Origin of the sequence: Agrilactobacillus yilanensis (genome assembly GCF_003946725.1) — a bacterium.
Classification (GTDB): domain Bacteria; phylum Bacillota; class Bacilli; order Lactobacillales; family Lactobacillaceae; genus Agrilactobacillus; species Agrilactobacillus yilanensis.
In genome coordinates this window covers 93,263-120,108 of the sequence record NZ_RHOY01000005.1, presented here as the reverse complement: position 1 = coordinate 120,108, position 26,846 = coordinate 93,263, and the positions used below count along the sequence as shown (strand labels likewise).

General features: G+C 36.8%; 18 protein-coding genes. 15 read left to right on the top strand and 3 right to left on the bottom strand.

Annotation, left to right across the window (positions count from 1 at the left end):
* Positions 1–305: 305 nt before the first annotated feature.
* Genes EKM93_RS05480 through araA form a run of 4 tightly spaced genes read left to right on the top strand, consistent with a single transcriptional unit; the run spans position 306 to position 5,579 of the window.
* Positions 306–1,712, top strand: coding sequence for a sugar porter family MFS transporter (locus EKM93_RS05480; protein ID WP_125713869.1), 1,407 nt, complete (start codon positions 306–308; stop codon positions 1,710–1,712).
* Positions 1,713–1,753: 41 nt separating this feature from the next.
* Positions 1,754–3,364 (top strand): xylulokinase, encoded by a 1,611-nt coding sequence (locus EKM93_RS05475; protein ID WP_125713867.1) that lies wholly within the window; start codon positions 1,754–1,756, stop codon positions 3,362–3,364.
* Positions 3,365–3,373: 9 nt separating this feature from the next.
* A complete protein-coding gene (locus tag EKM93_RS05470) occupies positions 3,374–4,102 on the top strand; it encodes an L-ribulose-5-phosphate 4-epimerase (protein WP_125713865.1) in 729 nt (242 codons plus the stop codon).
* Positions 4,103–4,154: 52 nt separating this feature from the next.
* Positions 4,155–5,579 carry an L-arabinose isomerase gene (gene araA / locus EKM93_RS05465; protein WP_125713863.1) on the top strand — a complete coding sequence of 475 codons (1,425 nt, stop codon included), beginning with the start codon at positions 4,155–4,157 and terminating at the stop codon, positions 5,577–5,579.
* A gap of 611 nt (positions 5,580–6,190) precedes the next feature.
* Here araA and EKM93_RS05460 read toward each other — a convergent pair.
* Positions 6,191–6,952 carry a helix-turn-helix domain-containing protein gene (locus tag EKM93_RS05460; RefSeq protein ID WP_125713861.1) on the bottom strand — a complete coding sequence of 254 codons (762 nt, stop codon included), beginning with the start codon at positions 6,950–6,952 and terminating at the stop codon, positions 6,191–6,193.
* 506 nt (positions 6,953–7,458) lie between these two features.
* Here EKM93_RS05460 and EKM93_RS05455 point away from each other — a divergent pair.
* From EKM93_RS05455 to EKM93_RS05420, 8 genes are all read left to right on the top strand, one after another.
* Entirely contained in the window at positions 7,459–8,964 is a 1,506-nt protein-coding gene (locus tag EKM93_RS05455) for an MFS transporter (RefSeq protein ID WP_125713859.1), read from the top strand.
* A 402-nt stretch (positions 8,965–9,366) separates the two neighbouring features.
* Complete coding sequence (locus EKM93_RS05450; RefSeq protein WP_125713857.1) at positions 9,367–10,548, top strand: serine hydrolase domain-containing protein; 1,182 nt, start codon at positions 9,367–9,369, stop codon at positions 10,546–10,548.
* A 33-nt stretch (positions 10,549–10,581) separates the two neighbouring features.
* Positions 10,582–11,727, top strand: a complete 1,146-nt coding sequence (locus EKM93_RS05445; protein ID WP_125713855.1) for a pectin acetylesterase-family hydrolase — start codon at positions 10,582–10,584, stop codon at positions 11,725–11,727.
* A gap of 320 nt (positions 11,728–12,047) precedes the next feature.
* Positions 12,048–12,554 carry a hypothetical protein gene (locus EKM93_RS05440; protein WP_125713853.1) on the top strand — a complete coding sequence of 169 codons (507 nt, stop codon included), beginning with the start codon at positions 12,048–12,050 and terminating at the stop codon, positions 12,552–12,554.
* Positions 12,551–14,638, top strand: a complete 2,088-nt coding sequence (locus EKM93_RS05435) for a hypothetical protein (RefSeq protein WP_164506997.1) — start codon at positions 12,551–12,553, stop codon at positions 14,636–14,638. The genes EKM93_RS05440 and EKM93_RS05435 overlap by 4 nt, the downstream gene beginning before the upstream one ends.
* 84 nt (positions 14,639–14,722) lie before the next feature.
* Entirely contained in the window at positions 14,723–17,125 is a 2,403-nt protein-coding gene (locus tag EKM93_RS05430; protein WP_125713849.1) for a glycoside hydrolase family 3 N-terminal domain-containing protein, read from the top strand.
* Between the two features lie 62 nt (positions 17,126–17,187).
* Complete coding sequence (locus tag EKM93_RS05425; RefSeq protein WP_125713847.1) at positions 17,188–18,600, top strand: tannase/feruloyl esterase family alpha/beta hydrolase; 1,413 nt, start codon at positions 17,188–17,190, stop codon at positions 18,598–18,600.
* A 163-nt stretch (positions 18,601–18,763) separates the two neighbouring features.
* Positions 18,764–19,848 (top strand): IS3 family transposase gene (locus EKM93_RS05420; protein ID WP_125713845.1). Its coding sequence is split into 2 segments (ribosomal slippage): positions 18,764–19,001 and positions 19,001–19,848, totalling 1,086 coding nucleotides; the frame shifts between segments, so codons are not numbered across the junction.
* Between the two features lie 545 nt (positions 19,849–20,393).
* Here the strand turns inward: EKM93_RS05420 and EKM93_RS05415 are convergent.
* Both EKM93_RS05415 and EKM93_RS05410 read right to left on the bottom strand, forming a co-directional pair.
* Positions 20,394–21,629, bottom strand: a complete 1,236-nt coding sequence (locus EKM93_RS05415) for an MFS transporter (protein ID WP_125713843.1) — start codon at positions 21,627–21,629, stop codon at positions 20,394–20,396.
* A gap of 186 nt (positions 21,630–21,815) precedes the next feature.
* Complete coding sequence (locus tag EKM93_RS05410) at positions 21,816–22,727, bottom strand: LysR family transcriptional regulator (RefSeq protein WP_125713841.1); 912 nt, start codon at positions 22,725–22,727, stop codon at positions 21,816–21,818.
* 438 nt (positions 22,728–23,165) lie between these two features.
* On the opposite strand from EKM93_RS05410, the gene EKM93_RS05405 reads away from it, so the two are divergent.
* The 3 genes from EKM93_RS05405 (at position 23,166) to EKM93_RS05395 (ending at position 26,844) form a co-directional block, all read left to right on the top strand.
* Positions 23,166–24,359 carry an acyl-CoA dehydrogenase family protein gene (locus EKM93_RS05405; RefSeq protein ID WP_125713839.1) on the top strand — a complete coding sequence of 398 codons (1,194 nt, stop codon included), beginning with the start codon at positions 23,166–23,168 and terminating at the stop codon, positions 24,357–24,359.
* 79 nt (positions 24,360–24,438) lie between these two features.
* Positions 24,439–25,662, top strand: coding sequence for a CaiB/BaiF CoA transferase family protein (locus EKM93_RS05400; protein WP_125713837.1), 1,224 nt, complete (start codon positions 24,439–24,441; stop codon positions 25,660–25,662).
* A 36-nt stretch (positions 25,663–25,698) separates the two neighbouring features.
* Positions 25,699–26,844, top strand: coding sequence for an acyl-CoA dehydrogenase family protein (locus tag EKM93_RS05395; RefSeq protein ID WP_125713835.1), 1,146 nt, complete (start codon positions 25,699–25,701; stop codon positions 26,842–26,844).
* The last annotated feature ends 2 nt before the right edge of the window (positions 26,845–26,846 follow it).

Here is a 26,846-nt window from a genome sequence, read left to right as displayed (position 1 = left end):
TACTTAAAAGCGCTTTCGATAGTACAGATTATAGTGGATTAATGGGCCCATTTCAACTTTATTAGAAGTTATTAGGATATATTAGTTTTTATGAAATGGCTTACTGACAACTGATTATTTATAAAATAAAAGGAAATAAGTTTGTTAAAAAGGTGGACCTAAATAAAAATTTGTCCTAATAACTATTTTTATACTTGATTTATTCGTATTAATATATTACACTAATTTTGTTAAATAATTGAAAACGTTTTAAGTAAGAACGTCTGGTTCTAAAATTAATTTGCTTAAAACTAGGAGGATAAATCATGGACAAGGAGAAAAAAATTCCAAGTGGCTTTATTTACTTCTTTGGATCATTTGGCGGTATTCTATTCGGTTATGATATTGGTGTTATGACCGGTGCTTTACCATTCTTACAGGTCGACTGGAATTTACAAAATAATGCAACAATTACAGGTTGGATTACATCAGCCGTTATGTTTGGGGCCATTTTTGGTGGCGCTTTAGCGGGGCAACTTTCAGATAAGTTAGGCCGACGTAAGATGATTTTGATTTCTGCATTAGTCTTTGTTGCTGGTTCAATACTTTCAGCAGCATCCCCTCACGATGGTCAAATCTACTTGATTATTGTTCGGATGTTCTTAGGACTTGCCGTTGGGGCTGCTTCTGCGTTAGTACCAGCTTACATGTCTGAAATGGCACCGGCACGTTTAAGAGGCTCATTATCCGGGATTAACCAGACAATGATCGTTTCTGGGATGTTGCTTTCATATATTGTCGACTTCTTATTAAAGGAATTACCAGAACAAACAGCTTGGCGGTTAATGTTAGGCCTTGCTGCAGTACCTGCTATTATTTTATTCTTTGGGGTATTACGTTTACCCGAATCACCACGTTTCTTAGTTAGAACGGGACATGCTGATGAAGCTCGAAAAGTTTTGACTTACATTCGTAAAGATGACAGTCAAATTGATTCAGAATTAGCAGACATTCAAGAAACTTCTAAAGAAGAAACACAAGCTGCTAATACATCCTCTTGGCACACATTATTTACGGGTAAATACCGTTACCTAGTAATTGCCGGGGTTGGGGTTGCTGCTTTCCAACAATTCCAAGGGGCTAACGCAATTTTCTACTACATTCCATTGATCGTTGAAAAAGCAACAGGGAATGCCGCAAGCTCTGCATTATTATGGCCAATTATTCAAGGGATTATCTTAGTAATTGGATCCTTAGTTTATATCGGGATTGCTGAAAAATTCAATCGGCGTTCTTTATTAATGTTTGGTGGTACAATCATGGGCTTGTCCTTTATCTTACCAGCAATCATTAATATGATTTTGCCAAATGCTAATCCAATGATGATTGTTGTCTTCTTATCTCTTTACGTTGCAATGTATTCCTTCACTTGGGCACCTTTGACTTGGGTCCTTGTTGGTGAAATTTTCCCATTAGCAATTCGGGGCCGGGCATCTGGCTTAGCATCATCCTTTAACTGGATTGGGTCTTTCTTAGTTGGTTTATTATTCCCAATTATGACAGCCTCTATGCCACAAGAAGCCGTATTTGCCATCTTTGGGATCATTTGTTTACTGGGTGTTGTCTTCATTCGGACAAGAGTACCAGAAACTCGGGGCAAAACATTGGAAGAAATCGAAGAACAAGGTACAAAACATCATCTTTCTATGGCAGAAGACGCAAAGAAAAATTAATTAACGACTTCTAAAATTCAAATAGTAGGAGGCTACTGGCAATGAATGTACTAGAAATTTCAGAAGCGATTAAAGCCGGACATATTTCTTTAGGGCTGGAATTAGGATCAACACGAATCAAAGCAGTACTTGTAACGGATGATTTTAATACGATTGCTTCCGGCAGCTATTTATGGGAAAACAAATTTGAAAACGGTGTTTGGACTTATCCATTGGATGCAGTTTGGACAGGGATTCAAACGAGTTATACCCAATTAGCAGCAGAAGTTCAAAATAAATATCATCAAACGATTACTAAAATAGATGCCATTGGGATTAGTGCCATGATGCATGGTTACTTAGCCTTTGATAAATCAAATCAATTATTGGTACCTTTCAGAACTTGGCGGAATAACATTACAGAACAAGCCGCCGATGAATTAACGGATGTTTTTGATTTTAATATTCCACAACGTTGGACGGTTGCCCATTTATATCAATCTATTTTAAATGATGAAGCACACGTCAAAGATCTTGATTTTGTAACAACGTTAGCTGGTTATGTACATTGGCAGTTATCTGGCAAAAAAGTTTTAGGCGTCGGTGACGCTTCTGGGGTTTTCCCAATTGATGAGCAGACGAAAACTTACCGTGCGGACTTGTTAGCAAAATTCAGTGATTTACCAAAAGTTAAGGCTTATGACTGGCAAGTTAAAGATATTTTGCCAGAGGTACAAGTGGCTGGTACAGAAGCTGGGACGTTAACGGAACAAGGCGTTAAGTTATTAGATGTCAGCGGCAATTTGCAAGCGGGCAGTTTGATGGCACCGCCAGAAGGTGATGCGGGCACTGGTATGGTTGGTACCAACAGTGTTCGGGAACGGACTGGGAATATCTCAGTTGGGACTTCTGCTTTTTCAATGGTTGTTTTAGATAAGCCTTTGCAACGGGTTCACCGAGATATTGATATTGTCACAACACCAACGGGTGAACCAGTGGCAATGGTCCATATTAATAATTGTTCTTCAGATATTAATGCTTGGGTTTCGCTGTTCGGTGAATTTGCGGCTCGGTTAGGGTTGAATTTAAAACCTGATGAACTTTATGAACGTATTTTCCTAGAAGCAACTCGGGCTGATCCAGATGCTGGTGGTTTAGTGAACTACAGTTATCTATCTGGTGAAAATATTACAAAGATCAAAGCTGGTCGACCATTATTTGCTAGAACACCAAATAGTCACTTTAATTTACCGAACTTTATTCAAACGCAGTTGTACGCAGCTTTTGCCCCATTAAAAATCGGGATGGATATTTTAGTTGAAGATGAACATATCCAAACAGATGCGATGATTGCGCAAGGTGGCCTTTTCAAGACACCGGTTATTGGTCAACAAGTGTTAGCCAATGCATTGAACATTCCTATTACAGTCATGAATACCGCTAGTGAAGGTGGACCATGGGGGATGGCTGTATTGGCAGTCTATGCCAAACAACATGCGGCTGATCAGAGTTTGAGTGACTTCTTAGATACAAAAGTATTTAAGGATCCAGAAAGTATGACCTTAAGCCCAGAGCCTAAAGGGGTTCAAGGTTATCAAGAATTTATCAAAACTTATCAAGACGGCTTAGCAGTTGAAGCACAAGCCGGCGATTCAATCAGTGAGAAAGGATGAATCTGATAAATGTTAGAAGATTTGAAACAAGAAGTTTATGAAGCAAATATGCGTTTACCTAAGCTAAACTTAGTCACGTTTACTTGGGGCAATGTTTCAGGGATTGATCGCGAAAAAGGTTTGTTTGTAATTAAACCTTCTGGTGTGGATTACGAAGATTTAAAGCCTAGCGATATGGTCGTTGTCAACTTAAAAGGTGAAGTTGTGGAAGGGACCATGAATCCATCTAGTGATACGCCAACGCATACGGTTTTGTATAATAAGTTCCCTAAAATTGGCGGTATTGTACACACGCACTCACCTTGGGCCGTTTCATTTGCACAAGCTGGGGTGGCTGTACCAGCATTAGGGACAACGCATGCGGATACTTTCTATGGTGATGTACCTGTTTCAGATGCTTTAACAAAAGAAGAGATCGAATCTGCTTATGAAGCCAACACTGGTGAAGTTATCGTGCGGACTTTTGAAGAAAAACATCTTGATCCAGAAGCTATTCCTGCCATTTTAATTCGTCAGCATGGTCCATTTACTTGGGGCGCAACGGCAGATAAAGCCGTTTACAATGCCAAGGTTTTAGAGGCCGTTGCAGAGATGGATTATCATACTTTGCAATTGACACGCGACGATTGTAAAGTACCGCAATATTTGTTAGATAAGCATTATTATCGCAAACATGGTGAGGGTGCTTACTATGGTCAAGATAATGCCAAATCTCAAGGTCATGCAAAACGTTCTTAATTAATTAGGTAATTACTTTTAAAAATTATAAAAACTAAAGGAGATCATTGTTATGTTAAATATTCCTGATTACAAATTTTTATTCATCACTGGTAGCCAACATCTTTACGGGGAAGAACAATTAAAGTCCGTTGAAAAAGATGCTAAAGATATGGTTGATAAATTAAATGCTTCTGGCAATTTACCTTATCCTGTTGAATTTAAATTAGTTGCAACAACAGCTGAAAGTATTACAGAAACAATGAAGGCTGCTAATAATGATGATACGGTTGCTGGGGTAATTACATGGATGCATACTTTCTCACCAGCTAAAAACTGGATCCGTGGGACACAATTATTACAAAAACCTTTGCTTCATTTAGCAACACAATATTTAAACAATATTCCTTATGATACGATTGATTTTGATTACATGAACTTAAACCAAAGTGCCCATGGTGATCGTGAATATGGCTTTATCAATGCACGTTTACGTTTGAACAACAAAGTCATTTATGGCTTCTGGGGCGATAAAGAAGTTCAAGAAGAAATTGCACGTTGGGAAGATGCCGCCGTTGCTTACAACGAAAGCTTTAAGATCAAAGTTGCTTCTTTTGGTGACAAGATGCGTAATGTTGCAGTTACTGATGGCGACAAGGTTGAAGCACAAATTCAATTTGGTTGGACGGTTGATTACTTTGCAGTTGGTGATTTAGTTGCTGAAATCGACAAAGTTTCTGATGCTGATATTGATGCAAAATATGCAGAAATTGCTAAGACTTACAAGTTGGTTGAAGGCGATAATGATCCTGCAACTTACAAAGAACATGTTAGAGAACAATTACGTCAATACTTTGGTATCAAACGTTTCTTAGACAACAATGGTTATAATGCTTATACTGATAATTTTGAAGATCTTTATGGTTTGAAACAATTACCTGGTTTGGCAACACAATTGTTGATGGCTGAAGGTTATGGCTTTGGTGCTGAAGGTGACTGGAAGTCTGCTGCTTTGGGCCGTTTATTAAAGATTATGGCACATAACGACCGGACAGCATTCATGGAAGATTATACTTTGGACTTACGTAAGGGCCACGAAGCTATTTTGGGTTCTCATATGCTTGAAGTTGATCCAACAATTGCCAGTGACACACCTAGAGTTGAAGTACATCCTTTAGATATTGGTGACAAGGAAGATCCTGCACGTCTTGTATTTACAGGTTCTGAAGGCGATGCTGTTGATGTTACAATTTCTGATTTCGGGGATGAATTCCGGATGATCGCCTATGAAGTATCTGGGAACAAGCCTGAAGCTGAAACACCACATTTGCCAGTTGCTAAACAACTTTGGACACCTAAAGCTGGTTTGAAGAAGGGCGCTACTGAATGGATTCAAAATGGTGGCGGCCATCATACAATCTTCTCATTCACATTAACAATTGAACAATTAGAAGATTTGGCTAAGATGTTTGGTTTGAAGTTTGTTAATATTATTTAATTAAAAAATAAGTTGTAGTATATTTTAAAATTTGATTGTTGTTAGTATTTAAATAGCCCTTAGTTATTGTGTGGACAATGACTGAGGGTTATTTTTTTGTGTTTTTAATAAAAGAGTTCAACGTTATTTTGATTAAATGATTTTATAAAATCATCACTTGGTTTTTTGTCCGTTACAATAAATTCACAAATTTCGGCCCCTATGTCAAGAATCCGAACATAAAAATAAGAAAGAATTGAAGTGTGAGCGTTAAATACAGTTAAACAAATCAAATAACAGTCTATTCAATAGAAATAAACCCTCATATTTTAAAATTGAACGCCAGAAGGCGTACTTAAATAACCCTTTCAAAAATTGCTTTTTTTTGAAAGAGGCACATTTTTTGCACTATGCAACGAGAGAAATTCGATCACTATTGTACCAACGAATATAACTGGTAATAGTTCGATTAGGTTGGAAATTATCTATAAGTTATTTCATTAAAATAACTAAAAAAGTTGTAGTTTTAATGAACAAATCTACAACTTTTTTGATGGTAGGATGGCTAAAATAAATAAATTTTGGCCAGATTTTGAACGTCTGGGTTATCCAGAAGTAATTGTGATCTAAACCTAAATAGATTTATCTTTGGTAGCAAAATCAACTGTTCGATACTGATTTCGATAATCAGATGGGGTCAGTTTGACCCACTTTTTAAAAACAGTAGTGAAATTACTTTGTGATTGAAAACTGAGGTAAAGGGAAATATCAACTATTGAACGGTCGGAATGCTTTAATAGGTGACAAGCTGTTTCAATTTTTTGCTTTTGAATATAGTTATGAATGGTCATTCCAGTCTTCTCAGAAAAAATACGTGAAAGATAAGATGCGTTTACTCCAACAAATTCCGAAATTTCTGTTAGTTTGATACGTTGAAAAATATTTCTCTGGATGTATACCTTGCACTGCTCAATGATGTAGCTACTTTTACCTTGACGAGAAAGGTAAACTTTCTTAGCAAGAAACTGGCAGGTATCAACTAAGAGTGTGTGCATCTCATCCAAACTTTTAATCTGACAAAGCTTTTGAAGAGCAGTGTCACTAATATCATAGGCCAAATCAGGTGCTAAACCACCATCAATTGCAGCCCTACAGGCAAGTGATATGGCAGTAACGGTTGTGTATTCAAAATGTTTGAATCTATCTTTTGAGAGTGGCCCCATTTTTTCTTCTAAAGCATCAAATTGACTAAAACTAACATTTCGATAGTCACCTTGGCGAATTTTCATTAAAAAAAGCTTTTCATTCTCCATGGGTAATCGTAGGAGCCTCGCTTCGCTGTTGTTTAGTTGATACTCTGTCACCAGTTTATCTAAATCGTTTGAATAAACCATTGCTTCACCTCATATATAAGATTGTACCATATTTGTTTTCCTCAATTACTATTTGAAGAGATTTGTTTTTTTGCCAATAAGTATTTATAAGTCTATTTTTTGAAAGAATTTTTTACGTTATTGTTATTAGTAATTTTTTAAATAAATTTGTAAAAAATAGAAAAGAAAAAAGTGAAAAAACGCTTACAATTTAAAGTGTCAATAAATCAATATTACTTTTTTGGGGGAAGAAATGAAAAAATTGGAATAGAAAAAGAGAACTAAAAAATAAAGTATCAGAAAGGATTGGATTTATTCATATTGAGACTAATAATCTGAATGATAAGTTGATTTTAAAATAATTTAAAATGTATTAGGAATGTCTTTTCCTAGTGGAGGTTTAACTTATGAAACTATGCTAAATCGTTGATTATCTGAATTACTGGAGCAATTGCAATAGATAAAGAAAGATATTGTAAAAATTGATTGTAAACTAAACAAAAATAAAAATATTAAAGGAGAAAAACATGAAGACTAAAGAGAAAAAGGTATATCCTAATGATTTTAAATCCCTAATGGGTTTTACCCTTCCTAATTTATCTTATGCATTTACTGGTGTTGTTTTTGGCTTATTTTTTCAATATATAACAGACTACTCTGGAATTGATGAAGCTATGGGTGTTAGTGGATTTGCAGTGGCATTTGGGACTGCATTCTTAGTCGTAAGTCGTATTGTAGATGCAGTAGATGATCCATTACAAGCCTGGATTATGGATAGGGGAAAAGAAAAGAAATTTGGAAAATATAGATTTTTTACTCTCTTCAGTCAAGCATTTATGTTAGTCGGAATAACTGGTTTATTTTTCATTCCTCATTTTGTAAAAGCTAATGTAATCTTATTATGGGGTTGGGTATTGTTATCATACATTATCATGGAAGTAGGCTCAGCCTTTAATGGATTGATGCCAATCCTTCAAAAAGCAACTACAGATTTCCCAACGCGTTCAAAAATCATGACATGGATGCGTATGTGTATGATAATTGGTGCTGTACCCGCCAGCCTTGCAGTACCAATTGCAACAATGCTAAATGCCCATATCAATAATATGGGTCGTTCAGTACAAATAACAGTTTTGTTTTTCATGATTATCGCTGTTAGTATTTCCTTACTTGGTATCAAATTGTTACATGAACCGTTTTTCCAAAAAAAAGACACAAAGGAAGAAGAGACAGCTTTAAACTTTAAAGATCTAAAATTGATGGTAAAAACGAATAAAGCTCTATGGGTACATAATTTTGCATATGTAATCGGGACTGCTTCATTTGGGCTTATGAGTGGGATGATGATTTATTATTTAAAATGGCAATATACAGCAGATTTATCTACTGGTGTAGTAGATAATACAAAATACGCTGCAATATATGGGGTTTCTAGTGTTATTTCATTAGGATTAGGCTTTGTAGCACCGATTTTAGCTAATCTCTTCGTCAAAAAAATTGGTAAAGTTGATAGAGCTGCTAGGTTGTTAATGTTAACAGCAAGTATCTTCTATTTCCTAATGTTTGTATTAATTAGGTTAGGTGTGCTTGCTAATTTGCCAATTGTATACGTTGTCCTTAACGCCTTGGCAGGGATTCCGATTAGCATGGCCACCATTCCATTTCTACTATTAAATGTCGAGGTGGCGGACTTTACTGAGTATAAAACTGGAAAAAATATGACCGCGACGACCACATCAGTGAATAAATTTCTTGAGAAGACTGTTGGTGCCTTGACGGGTGCAGCTACAGGTTTCGTTCTAATATTAGCCGGTTATAGCGTTAATGCACAAACAGGGGCATATGCAGGGGATTTAAGTAAAATTCCTGGGATGATCTCAAATTTTGAACTATTTGTTACGGTTATACCAGCAATTTTGTGCTTGTGCTGCTGGGCTATTTATAGATTTATGTATCCAATTACTCCAGAAATAAGAGCTGAAATGAAAAAAACTTTGGAAGAAAAACATGATGTTACTACAGAAAATGAGTAATATCTAGATTAAAATGATACTCTACGATTGTGTTACATTGGAAATTCTACGACAAAAGGCTTGTGGAAAGCAATATCACATCAAACACGGTATAGTATTTTTAATATTAGAGATAGTTCCTTTCCGAAATTGTAAAGAGCCTAACCTTTGACAATCACTCCCGTTCAAAAACGAGTAGCTTATCCAAGTATATACGTGATCGTGGGCACAATTTGTTGAAATTGATGAGAGAAATATACTTACAAATTTTCAAAGTTGTGGCTAGACTACAGTATAATCACTTCTGCTGAGCTATATTTGTTCTAAGTCAACTCAATTTTATTTGTAATATAGTACAAAAAAGCACAACACATTTTCCTTTAGTGTTGCGCTTTAGTTGGATGAAAGGAAAGGATTAAAAATATGAAGAAAATTAATGTGGAAAAACTAGAGTCAAATCTGAGAGCAGTTATGACGCGTACGGTAGAGGCAGGACAGATGTTAGGTGGGATTTGTCAGATAAACCAAGATGGGAAGATGATATCTAGAGTTAGCGTGGGTACAGCTAGATTAGGTGAGGAAAGTCCAGTCCAGGATAATGATATATTCCGTTTAGCATCCATGACCAAAAATATCTGCAGTGTGACCACGATGCAAATGATTGATCAAAATAAAATCACTTTGGATACGGAGATTTCTAAATTTTTCCCTGGATTTAAAAATAAATGGATTGCAAAAGTGGATGATAAGGGAAATATTATCCCCGATCGTAAGTCAAATGTTCCAATAACAGTGAGACATTTGGTAACGCATACGAATGGAATTATGGCGTCCGATCCAGTGGGCGCTAGAATGATATTACAAACAGGTGGCTTTATTAAGGATAGTTTTAAAGACTTAAAAGACGGTGTAGATTTCTACGAGAATGAGGCGATGCTTTCATTTGAACCAGGCAGTATGTGGGCATATAGTGGTATGGCTGGATGTGATTTGCTCAGCCGTATGACAGAAATGATAATGGATATGCCGTATGATGAGTATGTTAAAAAATTTATAACTGAGCCGCTGGAAATGCCGGATACTGTGTTTGAACCCACACCTGAACAATGGAGCCGCTTAGTAACAGTACTGAATAAAGACGAGAATGGAAAATTTAACGACGATCCGGAATCTCTTGGAAAAACAATCTTTTCAGCGCCATTAAGCTACCATTCAGGAGGAGCTTCATTGGTCAGTACCTTGAATGATTATATGAAATTTTCTGAGGCAATTCGCCGCGGAGGTATTGGAAGTAATGGTTACAGAATACTTTCGAACGAACGAGCAAATATGATTGGAAAGCCGTTAACAGCAAGAGGAATGCAAGGGATGTTTTTCCCAAGTATGCAGTTTGGCGTATTAGTGAATATCCGCTCAGGTAGTGATTCTCTACCGGATGGCTGTTACGGATGGGGTGGTGCCTACGGTTCATTAACGTGGATTGATCCTGTAAACCGCATTAATGTTGTATATATGAGAAATTCCAGACTTCTGGCCAATATTCTTGATACATCAACCGGAGACAAAGTATTTGAGAAGTCAGTACTAGATTCACTCTATGATTAGAGTGAAAATATTATCCAATAAAGAGGAATAGTTATGTTAACAGAATTGGAGAAAATTAATTTACTCCCAGAAGAGCAAAGAAATACTCTTCTTGTCATGATGGCATTACGACCTGATGATCTAGTCGAACAACCAGAGGTAAATAAATGGTATACCTATTATCCGGAAAATTGTATTTGTTCAAATAAAGTACCGTATAAAGGTACGATGAAAATAGGGACAGAGAACAAACTGTTAATTCTCTTTTGTGGTGGAGGAGTGGCTGCTGATGCATATTCAGCAGCCAGACCTGACAAAATTAATCAAAGGGATGTAAAAGAGACGTTTTATTTGCCTGATACAGATGTTATCGGTTACTTTTTCGGTAGATCGGGTCTTGCGAATCAAAAAATTGAAGAAAACCCTTATAAAAACTGGTCCGTCGTGGTGATTCCATATGCAAGTGGAGACTTCCATTGTGGGACAAATGATTTCTATTATAACGACGAAGAAGTTGGCGAAGGCGTTTGTCATCATCTAGGCTATCTGAACTTTTGCGCAATGATCGAAAAAATTCAAGAATTTGTTCCCAATCCTGAAGAGGTGATTATTTCCGGATTCTCTGCAGGCGGATTTGGTGCTGCGTTACTAACCAACGATATTATTTCTAAATTTCCGAAGTGTGAGGATTTCTATTGTTTAATTGATAGTTCTTCGTTGGAATACGATGGATGGACAAAGACAGCGGTCAATCAATGGAAAGCACCGGAGTCAATTTCAGAAGTAATGATGAGTAATAATCTTATGGTTGATGCCATATTGGATGCTAATAGTAAACAGGGTAAGAAATTGAAATTAGCATTTACTTGTACGTATCGTGATGCACTTCTCGTAGAAGCACAAAGTTATTTGGATTTTAGAGTAAAGAAATCTGATAAAGTTACAGGTGATCGCTTGCAGCAAGTGTTAAGAAACACCTACGAAGTGTTACATAAAGCAATTCCAAATATGTCATTTTATTTTTATGATATGGCAAGTAATGAATTAGAAGGAACAGGGCTAACAGATCATACGATTATTGGTGTAGAAACAGTATTTAATATGTCGTATGAAGGAATTAGGATGATTGACTGGATAGCTAATACTCAAAAAGGTACGAATCAGAATGTCGGTGTTGAGCTACTATACAAAGAGAATTAAAGTAAGATAATCAATGGGATATTGAATTCTGTAGTTGTCATAGAGATGAAGACAAGAAAGCAAAAAAAGATTAACGTGCTTTAACATGCCGCAACAATGGATAGATTAATTATCCTAATATTTAAGGCATGTCCTCGTTTCTCAAGCAAGAGTTGGAAAGAGCATGGCTTAGAGGGTAGAATCACGTTTCACCCGATACCGGTTTACTCTTAGAAGATAGATTATAAGTGAAGCGATATCTATATCAGAATGTAGAAGACAAAAGTGGAACACGGTTATTTGACGATTATTGGCCTGCAATAGAAGAGGAGAAAGTATAAATGAACGACAAAATATATACAAATGGGTTATTTTTCAACTTTTTCATGGAGGAACAAGAGGAAGATCTCGGAAAAAGGCTTGATCTAGTAAAGAGCGTAGGTTTTAATGAAATTATTGCCAGCTATCAAACTAAGGGAATGGAACCTGCTAAATTTGATGAGACATATTTTAAAGCGCTTGACCGATTGGTTCTGGCGCTGAAGAAAAGAAACATGCGCTTCTGGCTAGAAGATTATGCGCCCTTTCCTACTGGAAATGCTAACGGGGCATATCAGATGGAGGAATACAGAGATTTAAATAAACGCTTTGTTGACGAACGCCATATCGATATAGAGGGACCAGCAAGGGAAGTTGTTCTTCGCACAGATCATTATTACATGCCATGTACGGTAAAGCTATCCATAAATTCGATGTTAAGTCACCTAACTATCGAAATAAGTTGGCAATTGTTGCATGTAAGCTACTGGATGCCGATGCATCACCGTTTCAGGTCGTTCTTGACATGAATACCGTTATCAGATTGGATGAATTTGAACATGGTGGCTTTCTCAAGTGGAATGTGCCCGAAGGTAAATGGAGAATCTTTGTGTTATTTGAGACGCCGGAATCAGCAGGTCGCCCTTACTTTATGAATTTACTAAGCAAAGAGTCAGTTGCTCTGGAATTAGAGAAAGTACATCAACCACTGTACGAGCACTTAAAAGATGAAAGTTCGAAATCGTGGTTGGGCTTCTTCTATGATGAACCGGAGATTGGAAATAACGGAGGCGATGCGGTCTTCGATTACTTTATGTTACCTGGTAAACGAGGCAAAGAAACATCAGACTGTGATACTTTTCCTTGGAGTTCTGAAATGGCAGAGAAACTAGCTGAATTTGATGAGGAATGGCTCCTTCACTTACCAAGCTTGTGGTACGATGCTGGCGATGTCGGAAAGGATTTTCGCAGAGATTATATGAACGCTGTGTCGCTCCTTGTAAGAGATAATTATAATGGACAGGTGTACGCATTTTGCCAAGAAAAGGGCATCGGCTATATTGGCCATGTGTTGGAAGATGAAGGCTGTCATGACAAATTGGGTTGTGGCCCTTCACACTATTTCAGACAGCAGTACTATCAAGATGAAGCGGGAATAGATGTGATTGCTGGGCAAATCATGCCAGGTAAAGACGGCGTATTATCGTGGTATGGAGCAGGAAATGCAGATGGTAGCTTTTATCATTATGGATTGGCAAAACTTGCTGCTTCAGAAGCGCATATCAATCCGATAAAGAATAACCGGTCCTTTTCAGAAGTATTTGCTATGTATGGTCAGCAAGGGATGGCAGAACGGAAGTTTCTAATCGATCATCTTCTTGTAAATGGTGTAAACCGTATGCTTTTTATGGAAGAGTTTATGACAACTGCGAGAGAAGAATATACAGACATCTTGCTTGATTATACAGATCGCATGTGCCAATTGTTACGCACGGCAACACCAATTCGTGAAGTGGCAATTCTTTACCATGCCGAGGCAGAATGGCGGGAAGGGGATAAAGCAGGGAAGTTTCACCGTATTGGATCAGAGTTGGCGCGACACCAAATCGGTTATGATGTGATTCCAGCAGATGTCTTCGCATTTCCTGAGAAATACCTTACAAATACTGATAATGGGTTGGAAATAAATGGTCACGCATATCGATGTCTAATTATACCGGCATGTGAGGCTTTGCCAGAAGAAGTGAAACGATTTACTGAAAAAGCTAGGTTACAAGGATTCCCAATAATATTTGTTGACCGCGTTCCTGATTCAGTGAATATCGAGGCGATTCAGATTTCCGATTTATTTGAAGATGTAAATCAACGATTGTCTCAAAATTTAGAATTCACAGGTACTAATGTCCGTTGGCTTAGAACGTCACACATCCGAATGCAAGATCAAGATATCTACTTGTTGCATAACGAAGCGCCTCAAGGAGCGATGACTGTTCACTGTAAGGTCAAAGATGGCGCGATAGTAAGATGTGAAGATCCAGTTACGAGAGAAAAAGTGACACCGAGCCAAAAGCTATTGTCTGATGGGACGAGAGAAGTAACCTTAACTTTGGGGCAATATGAAATGACGCTTTTAATGACTGAGCAGACAGAAGAAGATACGGCAGTCCAAAGCAATATTGTAATAAGTGAACGACCAATGAAGTGGACCCTGCGGTTCCCTGATGGACAAGTGAGTGACACAGAAGCAAACATTCCAACACCGGAAGATTATATAGGGTATTCATTTGATGGGGCATTAAGTTATCAAACCATGATGGAAATAGAAGACGTACCGAAATGGATCGATTTAGGCTATGTATCAGATTGTTGTGAAATGTTTATCAATGGTGAGAGCGCTGGAAAGAGAATGAGTGCACCGTATCGATTCCGTGTTGATTCCCTTCTGAAACCAGGGACAAATAAAATTGTGGTAAACATTCTGGCATCTGCAGGAAATGGAAATGATAGCAGAAACTTCTTTGGAGTACCCGCTCAGTTTCTGACGGCTTTACCTTACAGTGAAGTTTTACCAATGGGACTTCGAGGACCAGTATGTGAGATAAGTGAGATGTAAGGGGTACAGTTATATGAAGGGCAAATAATACTTTGTAAACTGATGTGTTTGACCAATAAACGATAAAGTAGGAAGAAATAGTCAATGAGTAAATTAGTGAACGAAGCATCAATACCTGCTCTGCTTGAAGAAATGACTCCAGAAGAGAAGGTAGACTTTTTGGTAGGGAAAACAGCTTTTACTACTCAGGAAATGCCAAAGTATGGCATACCGTCAATATTATATCTGGATGGAGCAACTGGTGTAAACCTACTCCAGTATGTTATGGAAATGATTGGAGAAATTATACCATCAGAAAATAATGATGAGTATGAAGAGACGGAGCAGTCCAGTAACGAAAGCGGTGCTGGAGCGATGGCATATATGAAGTATGTTACAACGGATATTCCTGTACCAGACACATTTAATTTGAAGGAACAGCAATTAATAGAAGCCTTACGACAAAGGGTGAAAGAATTGCGCCCGAATGGCGTAGAGCCCGGATGCTTCCCGCCGGGGACACTTCTAGGAGCGACGTGGAATCCAAGCGTTGTCTATAAAGTGGGTGAGGCAGTTTCGAGAGAGGCAATGGCATACAATGTGGATGTATTGCTCGGGACACCAAATACCAATATTCATCGAGATCCAAAGAATGGCCGATTGTTTGAATCTTTCTCTGAGGATCCTTATCTCAGTGCTAAGCTTGCACCAGTTTTCAGTAAAGCTGTGCAGGATCAAGGAATGGTTGCGGATGTTAAGCACTTTGCGGCAAACAATCAGGAGACGTTACGTCAAGGAGTTGATGAGTTAATCTCGGAGAGGGCGCTCAGAGAGATTTATTTGCCAGGCTTTGAAGCAACAGTAAAAGAGGGAAATGTTCTGTCGGTCATGAGTGCTTATAACTCAATTAATGGTGTGCCGTGCTCACAAAATCATTGGCTTCTCACCGAAGTCCTAAAGGAAGAGTGGGGATTTGAGGGTCAGGTGGTTTCCGATTGGGGTGGTGTATATGATCAGGTAGCAGCACTTCAAGCGGGGAATGACTTGGATATGCCTGGGCCGAGAGGAAAGGAGAAACTGTACCGTGCAGTAGAAAGTGGGACAATCTCCCTGGAACGACTGGATGATGCTGTAACCCGTACGTTAAAAGTGATATTAAAAACTCCTAAGTTTAATGGGAAGAAATATCCTGAAATAGATACTAAACTTTCAGAAACGGCAGCATATAATGCAGCTGCTGAAGGAATTACGTTACTAAAAAATGAGAATGTTTTGCCATTAAATAGCGGAGCTAGTATCTCACTGTTCGGGAAATTATCTAATCGTTTTATTGAATCGGGTTCAGGAAGTGCTCAGGTCGATACGTCAAGATTTACAAGCTTAACAACAGAACTAGCTAGATATACGGAAAATATCTGTACAGAAGAAATTTCAAAAGACACAGAATTTGTTATTATCACAGCTGGTGCTTCTGGTCAAGAAGGAAAAGATAGACCAGATATGGATTTTGATGTGGAAGATCAGAAGATGTTGGAAGAGTCGATTCGATACGCAAAATCCGAGAATAAGAAAGTGATTCTATTGCTCAATGTGGCTGGGCCAGTAGAACTGATGCCGTATATAGATTCGATTGATGCTTTGGTATGCATGTATTTTCCAGGAATGGAAGGTGCGAGGGCTATGGCAGATATTCTGTTTGGTAAAATCAGTCCAAGTGGTAAACTTCCGATCACGTTCCCAAAAACATACCGTCAGACTCCGACGGCAATTAATTTCCCAGGAGAATACGGCAAGGTTAATTACGGGGAAGGAATCTTTGTAGGATACCGATATTATGATTATAAAGGATTTGAACCACTTTATCCTTTTGGGTTTGGATTGAGCTTTAGTAAATTCTCAATACCGAAAATAGAACTAACAGAGAAAAGCTATGATAGTCGTTCAGAGAATCCGCTTAGAGTGAAAGTAGAAATCAAGAACGAAGGACTAATAGAAGCGAAAGAAGTAGTACAGCTATATATTCACAGTGATAATTCAACGCTTCTAAAACCAGAAAAAGAATTGAAAGGCTTCAAGAAGGTAAGCCTTCTTCCAGGAGAATCAATAATTGTAACGATAGAACTATTTCCAAAGGATTTTGCGTCTTATGATACGCAGCATAAAGATTGGACTGTAGAACCTGGAAATTATGAAATTCTGGTAGGAAGATCGTCTCGACAGATTGATAAAACCATATCAGTTGAAATTACAGGACCGAACCCTTATGGCTGTTCTTTAAATAGCACAATTGAATTCATTGAAAAACATGAGTGTGCTGTAGAAGTATGTAAGGAAGTTCTTGGAAACTACTTTGATGAAGAACGATTAAAGAATAATGTCATTTATTTTGGCAGTACACCTCTAAAGGTTTATCTGGAAAAAACAATTCCAAAAGTAAACGAAGAGGAATGGGAAAGACTTCTTCATTTATTGGAGCAAAAACTAGTACAGTGCGATGTGAAGAAATAATTTAGTTATGTTGTAGAATTTTCTATCCTAATCAGATTTGACATGAGGAATGAGTTATTAAAATGAAAGAAAAAATTAAACTTTTGAAAAACTTTCAGTACGAAAACACTGAAGTAGATAGTGTTCAATTTATTGAAAATAATACAGATCCGATAACAGAGGCAGTTGGTAATACAATTCCATTTTATCGAGTAGAATTGACAGTTCACACACCAGAAAATACATCGTTTAAAGTTGCAGTTGGATTACCAATAGAAAAATGGTGGAACGGTAAATTTCTTGGTACCGGGAATGGTGGAGCAGCTGGAGGAATCGTTGAAATCTCTATTATTAATGGCGTCAGTAGAGGATATGTAACTGCCAACACTGATATGGGGGTTAGTCAAGATACGAATAATGATATAGGAAAGATTGAGGTTTGGAAAAATTACGGTTATCGGTCAACGCACATCATGACTCAAATCGGGAAACAATTATGTGAGTATTTCTACCATCAAAGTCCTGAACACTCATATTTCATGGGAGGCTCAACAGGAGGCCAACAAGCATTGAGCTTAGCTCAACGGTTTCCGACAGATTATGATGGTATCGTTTGTTTATCTCCAGCGTTTAATCGAGTTGATCTCCATACTTTCTTCCTATGGAATTGGCAACACATCCATCGTCGATTACCTAATGGTTTCAATAAAGATACTCTTGAGAAATGGCATAAAATAATTATCGATAAATATGTACTTGAAGCGGAAGGAAAGATTGGTGATAACTACTTAACACATCCACATCTGATTTCCAATCCTCTAAAGAATACAGAGATGTATACTTTAGCACAAGAAATATTTACAAATGAGGAAATTGATGCTCTTTTTGAAATATATGAGGGACCGAAAGACCTTCTTCCACATTTGGCCTACTTCCCGGGAGCAGAATTGGAGAATTTAGGGCTGATGGATCTGAGCAATAAAGAACAGTTTGCCAAAGACTACTTCTATGTATTTAGATGGGCTTTAGGAGAAAATGTAGATTTATTGAATACGGATATTGACGAGTTGTATGTAAAGACCAAAGCTATTTTAGCAGAACACTTGGATGCAACGAGCACCAATCTTGACGAGTTTAAAGCAAATGGAGGAAAATTGCTTAACTTTGTTGGAAGCAGCGATGCAATTATTCCTTACCAGACCATTATGAACTATTACGAAGAAATTAAACGTGTTTATTCACCCCAAGAAACACAAGACTTTTACAGATTCTCAATTATTCCCGGATGGGGTCATATTTATGGAGGCCCAGCTATTTTAGATATCGGAATGATTGGACTAAAGGCCATTCCAAGAGTAGCAGAGCATGATGTATTGTCTTGTCTTGAAGCTTGGGTAGAAAAAGGCATCACACCAACAAAATTTAGTGGAGTTCATCTAAAGCGAGAGGAAAATGATTTAGTGTTTGACTATTCAATTGATAGTATTGTGACTTAAAATAGGAGTTTGTAGACGTTTAGTGTTTGCTCGAAATTGCAATAATTTAATGTAAAAATACAATGAATACGTATTACGTGGAGAAATTATTAACAAGGCTTAGGCTCCTATACTAGAAATACGGACAAGTTGTTCGCTATAATCTATTAAAGAAGTTTTTATTATGCAAACAAAAACATCAGCTACAAGATATTCAAAAGAATTTAGAGAGTCAATGGTATCACTAAGTCAGACCGGTCGGTCTGCTAACTCACTTTCGAAAGAATACAATGTAAGTGTTTCTACACTTACAAAATGGATACGGCAGGCAGATCCATTGGATCGAAATGTTCTTTCAATAAAAGAACGTGAATTGCTAAAAGAAAATAAACGTTTGAAAGAAGAAATTGACATTTTAAAGCGAGCGGCGGTGTTTTTGGCAAAGAATTAATCAATAAGGGACGGGCTACTGTACTACGAGTAGTTCGTGTCAATTTAGAAGCAAAGCACCGTGTTACTCGCATTTTAAGCGTTCTTAAGATTCCTAGAACAACGTATTATGATTATTTAAATTGGCAACCAAGTAAGCGAATGATTAGACGACAACAGATAAAAGAAAAGGTATTAGCGTCCTGGTTAGCTTATCCGATGTATGGGTATCCGAGGATGACCAAGTATTTTAATGAAGCGCTCAACTGGTCAGTTAGCCGCTACCTTATCTATCGCCTTATGCGTGAGCTCGGCATACACTCACGGATGATTAAAAAAATGAAAAAACCTAAAACGTATACTGAAGTTCCCCAATTACCAAACCTAATAAGAAAAATGACTGACTGGTCTAAAGTACTTTTAACAGATATCACATATATCCGAGTCAAAGGGAAATGGAGGTATTTAGCTAGTCTATATAATCCAGAAACCCGAAGGGTTATCGCCCATAAGATCGGAGCCCATATGACAAAAGAGCTGGCCACGAGTGTGTTGGAAAAAGTAGATTTGCGCAAACTCGGCGTAGAGATTGTACACAGTGATATGGGGAGCCAATACACAAGCGATTTATTCAATCAGGCATTACAAAATAAACAAATAAAGCACTCCTACTCTCGAAAAGGGTGCCCAGGAGATAATGCTAGAATAGAAAGTTTTCACTCGATTTTGAAGCGAGAATATGTCAATTTTCAGTCCTTTCAAACACTGGATGAAGCCATTGTTGGTATTGATAGTTATATTCGTTGGTACAATAGTGATCGAATTTCTCTCGTTGCATAGTGCAAAAAATGTGCCTCTTTCAAAAAAAAGCAATTTTTGAAAGGGTTATTTAAGTACGCCTTCTGGCGTTCAATTTTAAAATTTGATTGTTGTTAGTATTTAAATAGCCCTTAGTTATTGTGTGGACAATGACTGAGGGCTATTTTTTTGGTGTGGTATTGTAGAAAATATATGATGCAGTAACCATTATAAAAGCTTCAGTGATTCGTTTTAGTGAGGACACGTTAAAATTACAAGATAGCTGTTGTAGAAAGTTCAAAACGCAGTAGTATGCGTCATTAAGTGTGATTATCCGGAACCTTTCGCCTGAACCAAGCGTAGCTGGCTTTTGTTGGTAGGGGAGTGGTATTGCACTGTTGTTTTTAGTATTGCTGAAGCGCAGTAACAGTATTTGGATATATTTTAATCGGATAAGAGTCGACAAGGAAGCGTCGTTGTATACAAATATTAGAAGAATAGATTGATAAACAAATAAAGCGGCTAGGTCAAAAATTAATTCTTGACCTAGCTGCTTTCATGATAATAGTAGAACTAAGGAATACTATTTACTTTACGAAAAATTTGTATTTACGATTTCGTAATTGTACAAATGAAGCAAGTAATACACCAATAACTGTAAAGATAATATCAATCCAAAAGACTTTAAGCACGCTTGTTGCAGTGGAATCAATGATGAAACTTGAAACGAATGGACCGACGAAGTAAGTTAGAGCCGCTGCAAAACTATAGTAACCAGTGACACGTCCTTTTTCATATGGGAAGTAGGTTGTTAAAACAGATAAGCCTAATTGCCATACACCACCAGCGGCGAAGAAACCAATTACAGCACTGGTAATTCTGGCTAATGCAACGCTTGGAGCAATGGCTAAGATGATTAAGAAAATAACCGAAATGAGTGGATAGAAGATAACCAGATAGATTGGTTTGATTTTTGTAACTAGGAAAGTTGTTGCAAAAACAGAGATTAATGAAGAAATGGCATACCATGAAATTAAAGTTTTTGCAGCACCTTCGGCTAAACCTAAAACGGAAATATCAAAGTTAGGAATATATTGAGTATAAACATAGAATGTAAATGAAATTGTGAAACCTAAGGCAATAAGCGCAATACCGTCAATTTTCATACTTGGTTTTGGCCGATTATCATCAATTTTTTCAGCCTTAACAGGGGTATCTTCGTTAGCAACGGTCTCATCTTTTTTTGTAGTTCCTTGTGGTGCGAATTTACTAAAAACGATAAATACTATATCGAGAATAATGATTGCAACAAGGATCCATAATGTAATTTTGGCATTTGGAATTGTAGCAACAACAAATGGTATTACGAATTGTGCCAAAGACATTGCAGCTTTTACTAATGAGTTCATACTTGCTGATTTAGCTGGAAATGCTTCAGAGAGTGCCGGATAGGCTGCAGCATCACCAAAAGAATTTGTGAAGCCTAGGAATAAGGAAAAGATAGAAGCCATAATTATATTAGTACTAAAAATTAAGCCAACGAAGAACACAACGGTACAAGACATACCTACGAGAAGGATAGGTTTTCTACCAAATTTATCTGAGAAAACACCTGCAAAAAGAATCGTTAAAAGTCTACCAATCCCCATCATTGAGATAACGGTTGAAATACCTGCTAAATTAGTGTTCCAGGATGATTGAAAATATGAACTATATTGAGAAATGATAATTTGGGCAATACTTAAAACGGCATAACAAATATAAATACCTATAGCTGTTGGTATAAAATTAGATTTCGATGTTGTAACTTTATTATCAGACATCAAAAAACCTCCTAAGTTTAGTGTGACACTAACAGACCTAAACTAGAAAAATTATCATATCAAAAAGAACTCTTTTCTAATTTAGGGGAAAACTTAAGAGGATGGAATTATATTAAATTACGTCAAGTTAAAAGGTTCACTAATTATTTTTAATAATAACAGATTTCTATAAAAAAACAATAAGAACTAGTTTTTATTTTTAATGAGATATTCAAATTGACTAATATCATAATCTAAAATAAATCGAATAAAGGATTCGACTTCTTTACTTCTAGGGGATGAATTATTGTAGGCTACATAAACAATTCTGGTATTAGCTGGGATTTTCAGTGGGATCTTAGCTAAATCGAATGGTGCTAAAAATGAAGTATCCGCACAAATGCCAACGCCTTGGCCAGAAGCTACTAATCCAGCAATACCAACCTCATCTATCTGTTTATTGTTATTGTTTATGTTTGATAGCTTGGACAGTACATCTTTTTCAATTGTTTCCCCAATAGGAATTTCGGGTGTATAAGTAATAATATTTTGATGATTAAGTTGACTAAGTGTTACTTTTTTGACTTTTGCAAGCTTGTGCTCCTTAGGAACGAGAACAATAATTTCTTCAGCATAAAAGGGAATAAATTTTAAATCGTCGTATCCAGATTTATACGAGCAGATACCTACATCGAAAGCTTCTTTTGTTAATCCGTTCATTACTGGAATAGAAGCCTTGCTGGACAATATAAAATGCGTAGACTTATTAATAGATTCCTTGAAGTCTCTTATGATCTTAGGTAAGACAGTCCCAAAAGTAGTAGGTAAACAAGCAATTTTTATAGTATTGGGCTGTTGATTCAACAGTTTTTGTGCTTCGCTAATACCATGATCTAATTCATCTAAAGATGTACAAATAGTTTCATAAATGGATTTACCAAATTGAGTAAGCTGCATTTGGTGTCCATTTTTTTTTAAGAGTTTTCCACCAAGCTCTTCTTCAAAAGATTTCATAGAGTTACTTAAACTAGGTTGACTTATAAATAGTTTACTAGCTGCCTTTGTATATTGTTTTTCTTCTACAAGGACTCGAAAATAACATAATTGATTTAAGTTCATAAACTCCTCACTCCATTCAACTAAACCAGATTTATAACAGTTCTGAGCAAATATCTTATTGAATGCAAACTATGAAAATTCATAAATCCACAACAATAGAATTATTCTATGGTTCGTTAACATTCTATCATAAAAAAGTCTACATATATTAAGTTAGCAAAATTAATAACAAAATATTGCTGATGTATTTATTTTACAAATAATTCCATAGTTAAAAAGAATTTGAATATAACATACTGCGGGGTTATTGTGTATGCAAGGGGATGGAAAGCGTTTTCTTTTTTATGAAAGGGAACTAATCTAAATTGTAATACTCGTGAGGTGAATTTCAAAAATATAGAGATTTAATTGGTTTTTATTGCAACTATGTGAATGTATTATCAGAATTAACCTAATAATTGATAGAAAAAATCTATTAAAATCATGGAGGAATTTTCAATGGCTAAAAAAGTTAATCTTACACCAGGACAAAAAGTTTCAGAAAAGGATTTTGAAGATTATTTGATTCAAATTAAAGAGTTAGCAGAAGGTCCATTTGATGAAATGCAAAAGGAAGTAGAAGTTACTAATACTTTCCCAGAAGAGTTCTATAAATTATCAATTGAAAATGATCTATATCGATTCGCTTTACCACTAAAATATGGTGGCTTTGGTTTATCCCAAAAACAAATTTTCCAAGTTCAAGAAATGTTTTCTAGAGGCCCTGGTGGTATGCGGATGCACTTACATCATGCTGCCGACTTAAACTGGCGTATCATGGACGAATTTGGACAAGAAGATTTAAAAGCAGAAGTATTGCCAAAAGTTCAAGATAAAACAATCTATACCAACTTTGCTTTGACGGAAGAAACTGGTGGTACTGGTGCTGACGTACATACCACAGCCATTGAAGATGGTGATTTCTACATCTTGAATGGTGAAAAATTCTTAATCTCCCATACAGACTGCAGCGATGCAACTTATGTTGTAGCTGTAACAGATCCAGAAAAAACTGGTGACGATCGCTTAAGTGCTTTCTGGGTACCCGTTGATTTACCAGGTTACGAAATTGTTCCAATGCCACATATGATGGGCTGCCGTGGTGCAGGACATGCCGGCTTACGTTTCACAAATGTCAAAGTACCTAAACGCTATTTGTTAGGCAAACGTGGTGAAGGTTTGCACGTTGCAATTTCTGCATTATCTATTTCTAGAGCACATATTGCTGATAGTAATTTAGGGATGGCACAACGGATGTTAGAAATGTCCATTGCTCGTGCTAAGGATCGTGTTACTTTTGGTAAACCATTAGTTAAACGTCAAATGATTCAACAAGAAATCGCTGATATGGGTACTGAAATTTTCGCATTACGTTCTATGTTATATGACTTAGCAGAACAATACGATAAAGGCGAAGATATTGAAGAAAAAGCAGCAATGTGCAAACTTCAAAGTATTAATACAGTAAGAATTGTTTCTGATTATACTTTGGAAATCTTTGGTGGCATTGGCTACTTTGAAGATAATGAATATGGTCCAGTAGAACGTATGTATAGAGATTGCCGTGCTATGTGGCTCGAAGAAGGTCCGCGTTCTGTACAGCGGGTTACAGCAGCTCGTAAATTAATTCAAGATAACGGTGTAATTAAGTAAAGATTTCGATCTTTATGCCGATAGCGGCAATTCAATTTTAGAATTTAGCTGTTATCGGCATTTTTTGGAGGGACATTAAATGGACGGTATTCTTAAAGGCGTTAAAGTTATTGATATGACTACTTTTCTTGCTGCACCAACTGTTGCCAGAATTCTTGGTGAATGGGGTGCTGATGTTATCAAAGTGGAGTCACCAAAAGGAGACCCCGGTAGAACACAAGGTTCTGTCTTCAATATGCATTATTCAGACGATGAAAATTTAGGCTTTGATATTTCTAATATGAATAAACGCTTTGTCACATTAAATACTAAGAGTGATGAAGGGTTAGATATCATGTATCAATTATTAAATGATGCAGATATTTTCTTAACTAATATCAGAGCAAAATCATTGGCTAAGATGGGATTAGACTATGAAGCCTTACACAAGAAATTTCCAAAATTGATTTTTGGACAAGTGCTAGGTTACGGAGAACATGGTGACAAAAAAGACGCTGCAGGTTTTGATGCTACTTGTTATATGGCTCGTGGCGGTATCTTAGGTACTACCATGGAATTAAATGAAACACCTATGAATCCTTCCAATGGATATGGTGATTTTCAAGTGTCTATGTGTTTAGCCGCAGGACTTTGTGGTGCATTAGTAAAACAAAGAGCAGATGGAATTGGTGAAAAAGTAACGGTTAGTTTACATCATGCGGCTATCTTCATGCAAAATGTAGCCATGGTGTCTGCGCAATACGGCAACACTTATCCTAAGACAAGAAAAGAAATTGCTAACCCATTTAATAATACTTATAAAACAAAAGATAATCGGTGGTTAGTAATGTGCGTTCCGGTTTATGGTCGAGACTACAACAAAGTAATGACTGTATTAAATCGTAAGGATTTAGTAGATAATCCGCGCTATAACGATGTAGATGAAATTAATAAAAATCACTTAAATAACGAGTTTGTTGCCATTATGGGAGAAGCTTTCCAAAAAGAAACTTTAGATCATTGGGTCAAAGTTTTCTCAGAAAATGACTTGCCGTTAGAGCCTTGCTACGTACCAACTGAAATTTATAAAGATGAAGAAGCATTAAAGAATGATGAATTAAGAGAAATGACTTTCCCTTCAGGTGCAGACCGGATGATTCCAACGAATCCTGTGCGATTTGAATCTCAAGGGAATCCAGAACTTAAAGTTTCTCGTGCTCAAGGATCAGACACAGCTGAAGTTCTGAAAGAATTGGGTTATTCAGAAGATACCATTCAAAAAATGCAAGCAGATGGCATTATTGGTTTAACAAAAAATATCTAGAATTGAAAAACTTTTAAAGAAGGTCGAGGGGTAAAGATGGCTTTACAATATACAGAAGATCAACAAGACTTTATTAATATGGTGCATGAGTTTGCTGAAGCTGAATTAAAACCACATGTTAGAGAATGGGATGAGATGGGACTTTGCCCCCCTGAGGCTTTTGATAAAGCTTTCGAAATGGGTCTGCATATGTTAGAAGTACCAGAAGAACCAGGTGGTATTGGGTTACCTTTTGAAACAACAGCGATGATTTTTGAAGAATTAGCTAAGTATGATGCCGGTTATGCAATTACTTTGGTTTCTACCTTCGTAGCATTAAGATCTGTTATTTTAACAGGGGATGAAAAGCTATCTAAATATTTCGCCGACATCATTGCGCCAGGTAAATTTGCGGCTTTCTCTTTAAGCGAAAATAATGCGGGTACTGACGCTGGCGCTGTTGCAGCAACTGCAAAAAAAGTTGGTAATGAATATGTTTTGAACGGTGAAAAAACATTCGTGACTAACGGTAATTTGGCAAGTTTATATGTTGCCATTTTTAGAACTTCAGATGATGGTAATCGTGGCTTAAGTGCATTTCTTGTTGAACGTGATAGAGAAGGTATTACAGTTGGCAAGCATGAAGATAAAATGGGGTTACGGTTGTCAGATACAAGTACAGTAAATTTTGACAATGTTCACATTCCAGAAGATAACTTAATTGGAGAAGAAGGACAAGGCTTCAAAATTGCCTTAAATTCTTTAAATCTTTCCAGAGCATATGTAGCGACACTTGCTGTTGGAATTATGCAACGTGCATTGGATGAATCCGTAAAATATGCCCAAATGCGAGAACAATTTGGTAAACCAATTTTGAAATTCCAAGCAGTTCAAGAGATGTTAGCAAACATGGCTATTCAAACAGAAGCTTCAAGATTGATGGTTAATAATACCATGAAGATGATGGATCAAGGTTTATCTGTTCGTAAAGAAGGTGCTATGACAAAGACCTTTGTTTCAGATTTAGCGCAGGAAGTAACTTCTAATGCGGTTCAAGTTTTTGGCGGTTACGGCGTCTCTAAAGAATACCCTGTTGAAAAATTGATGCGTGATGTTAAAGTATTCCAAATTTTCGAAGGCACAAATGAAATTCAGAGAATGACTATTGCCAACGAATTGAATAAAGAATACGCAAAGAAATAAAG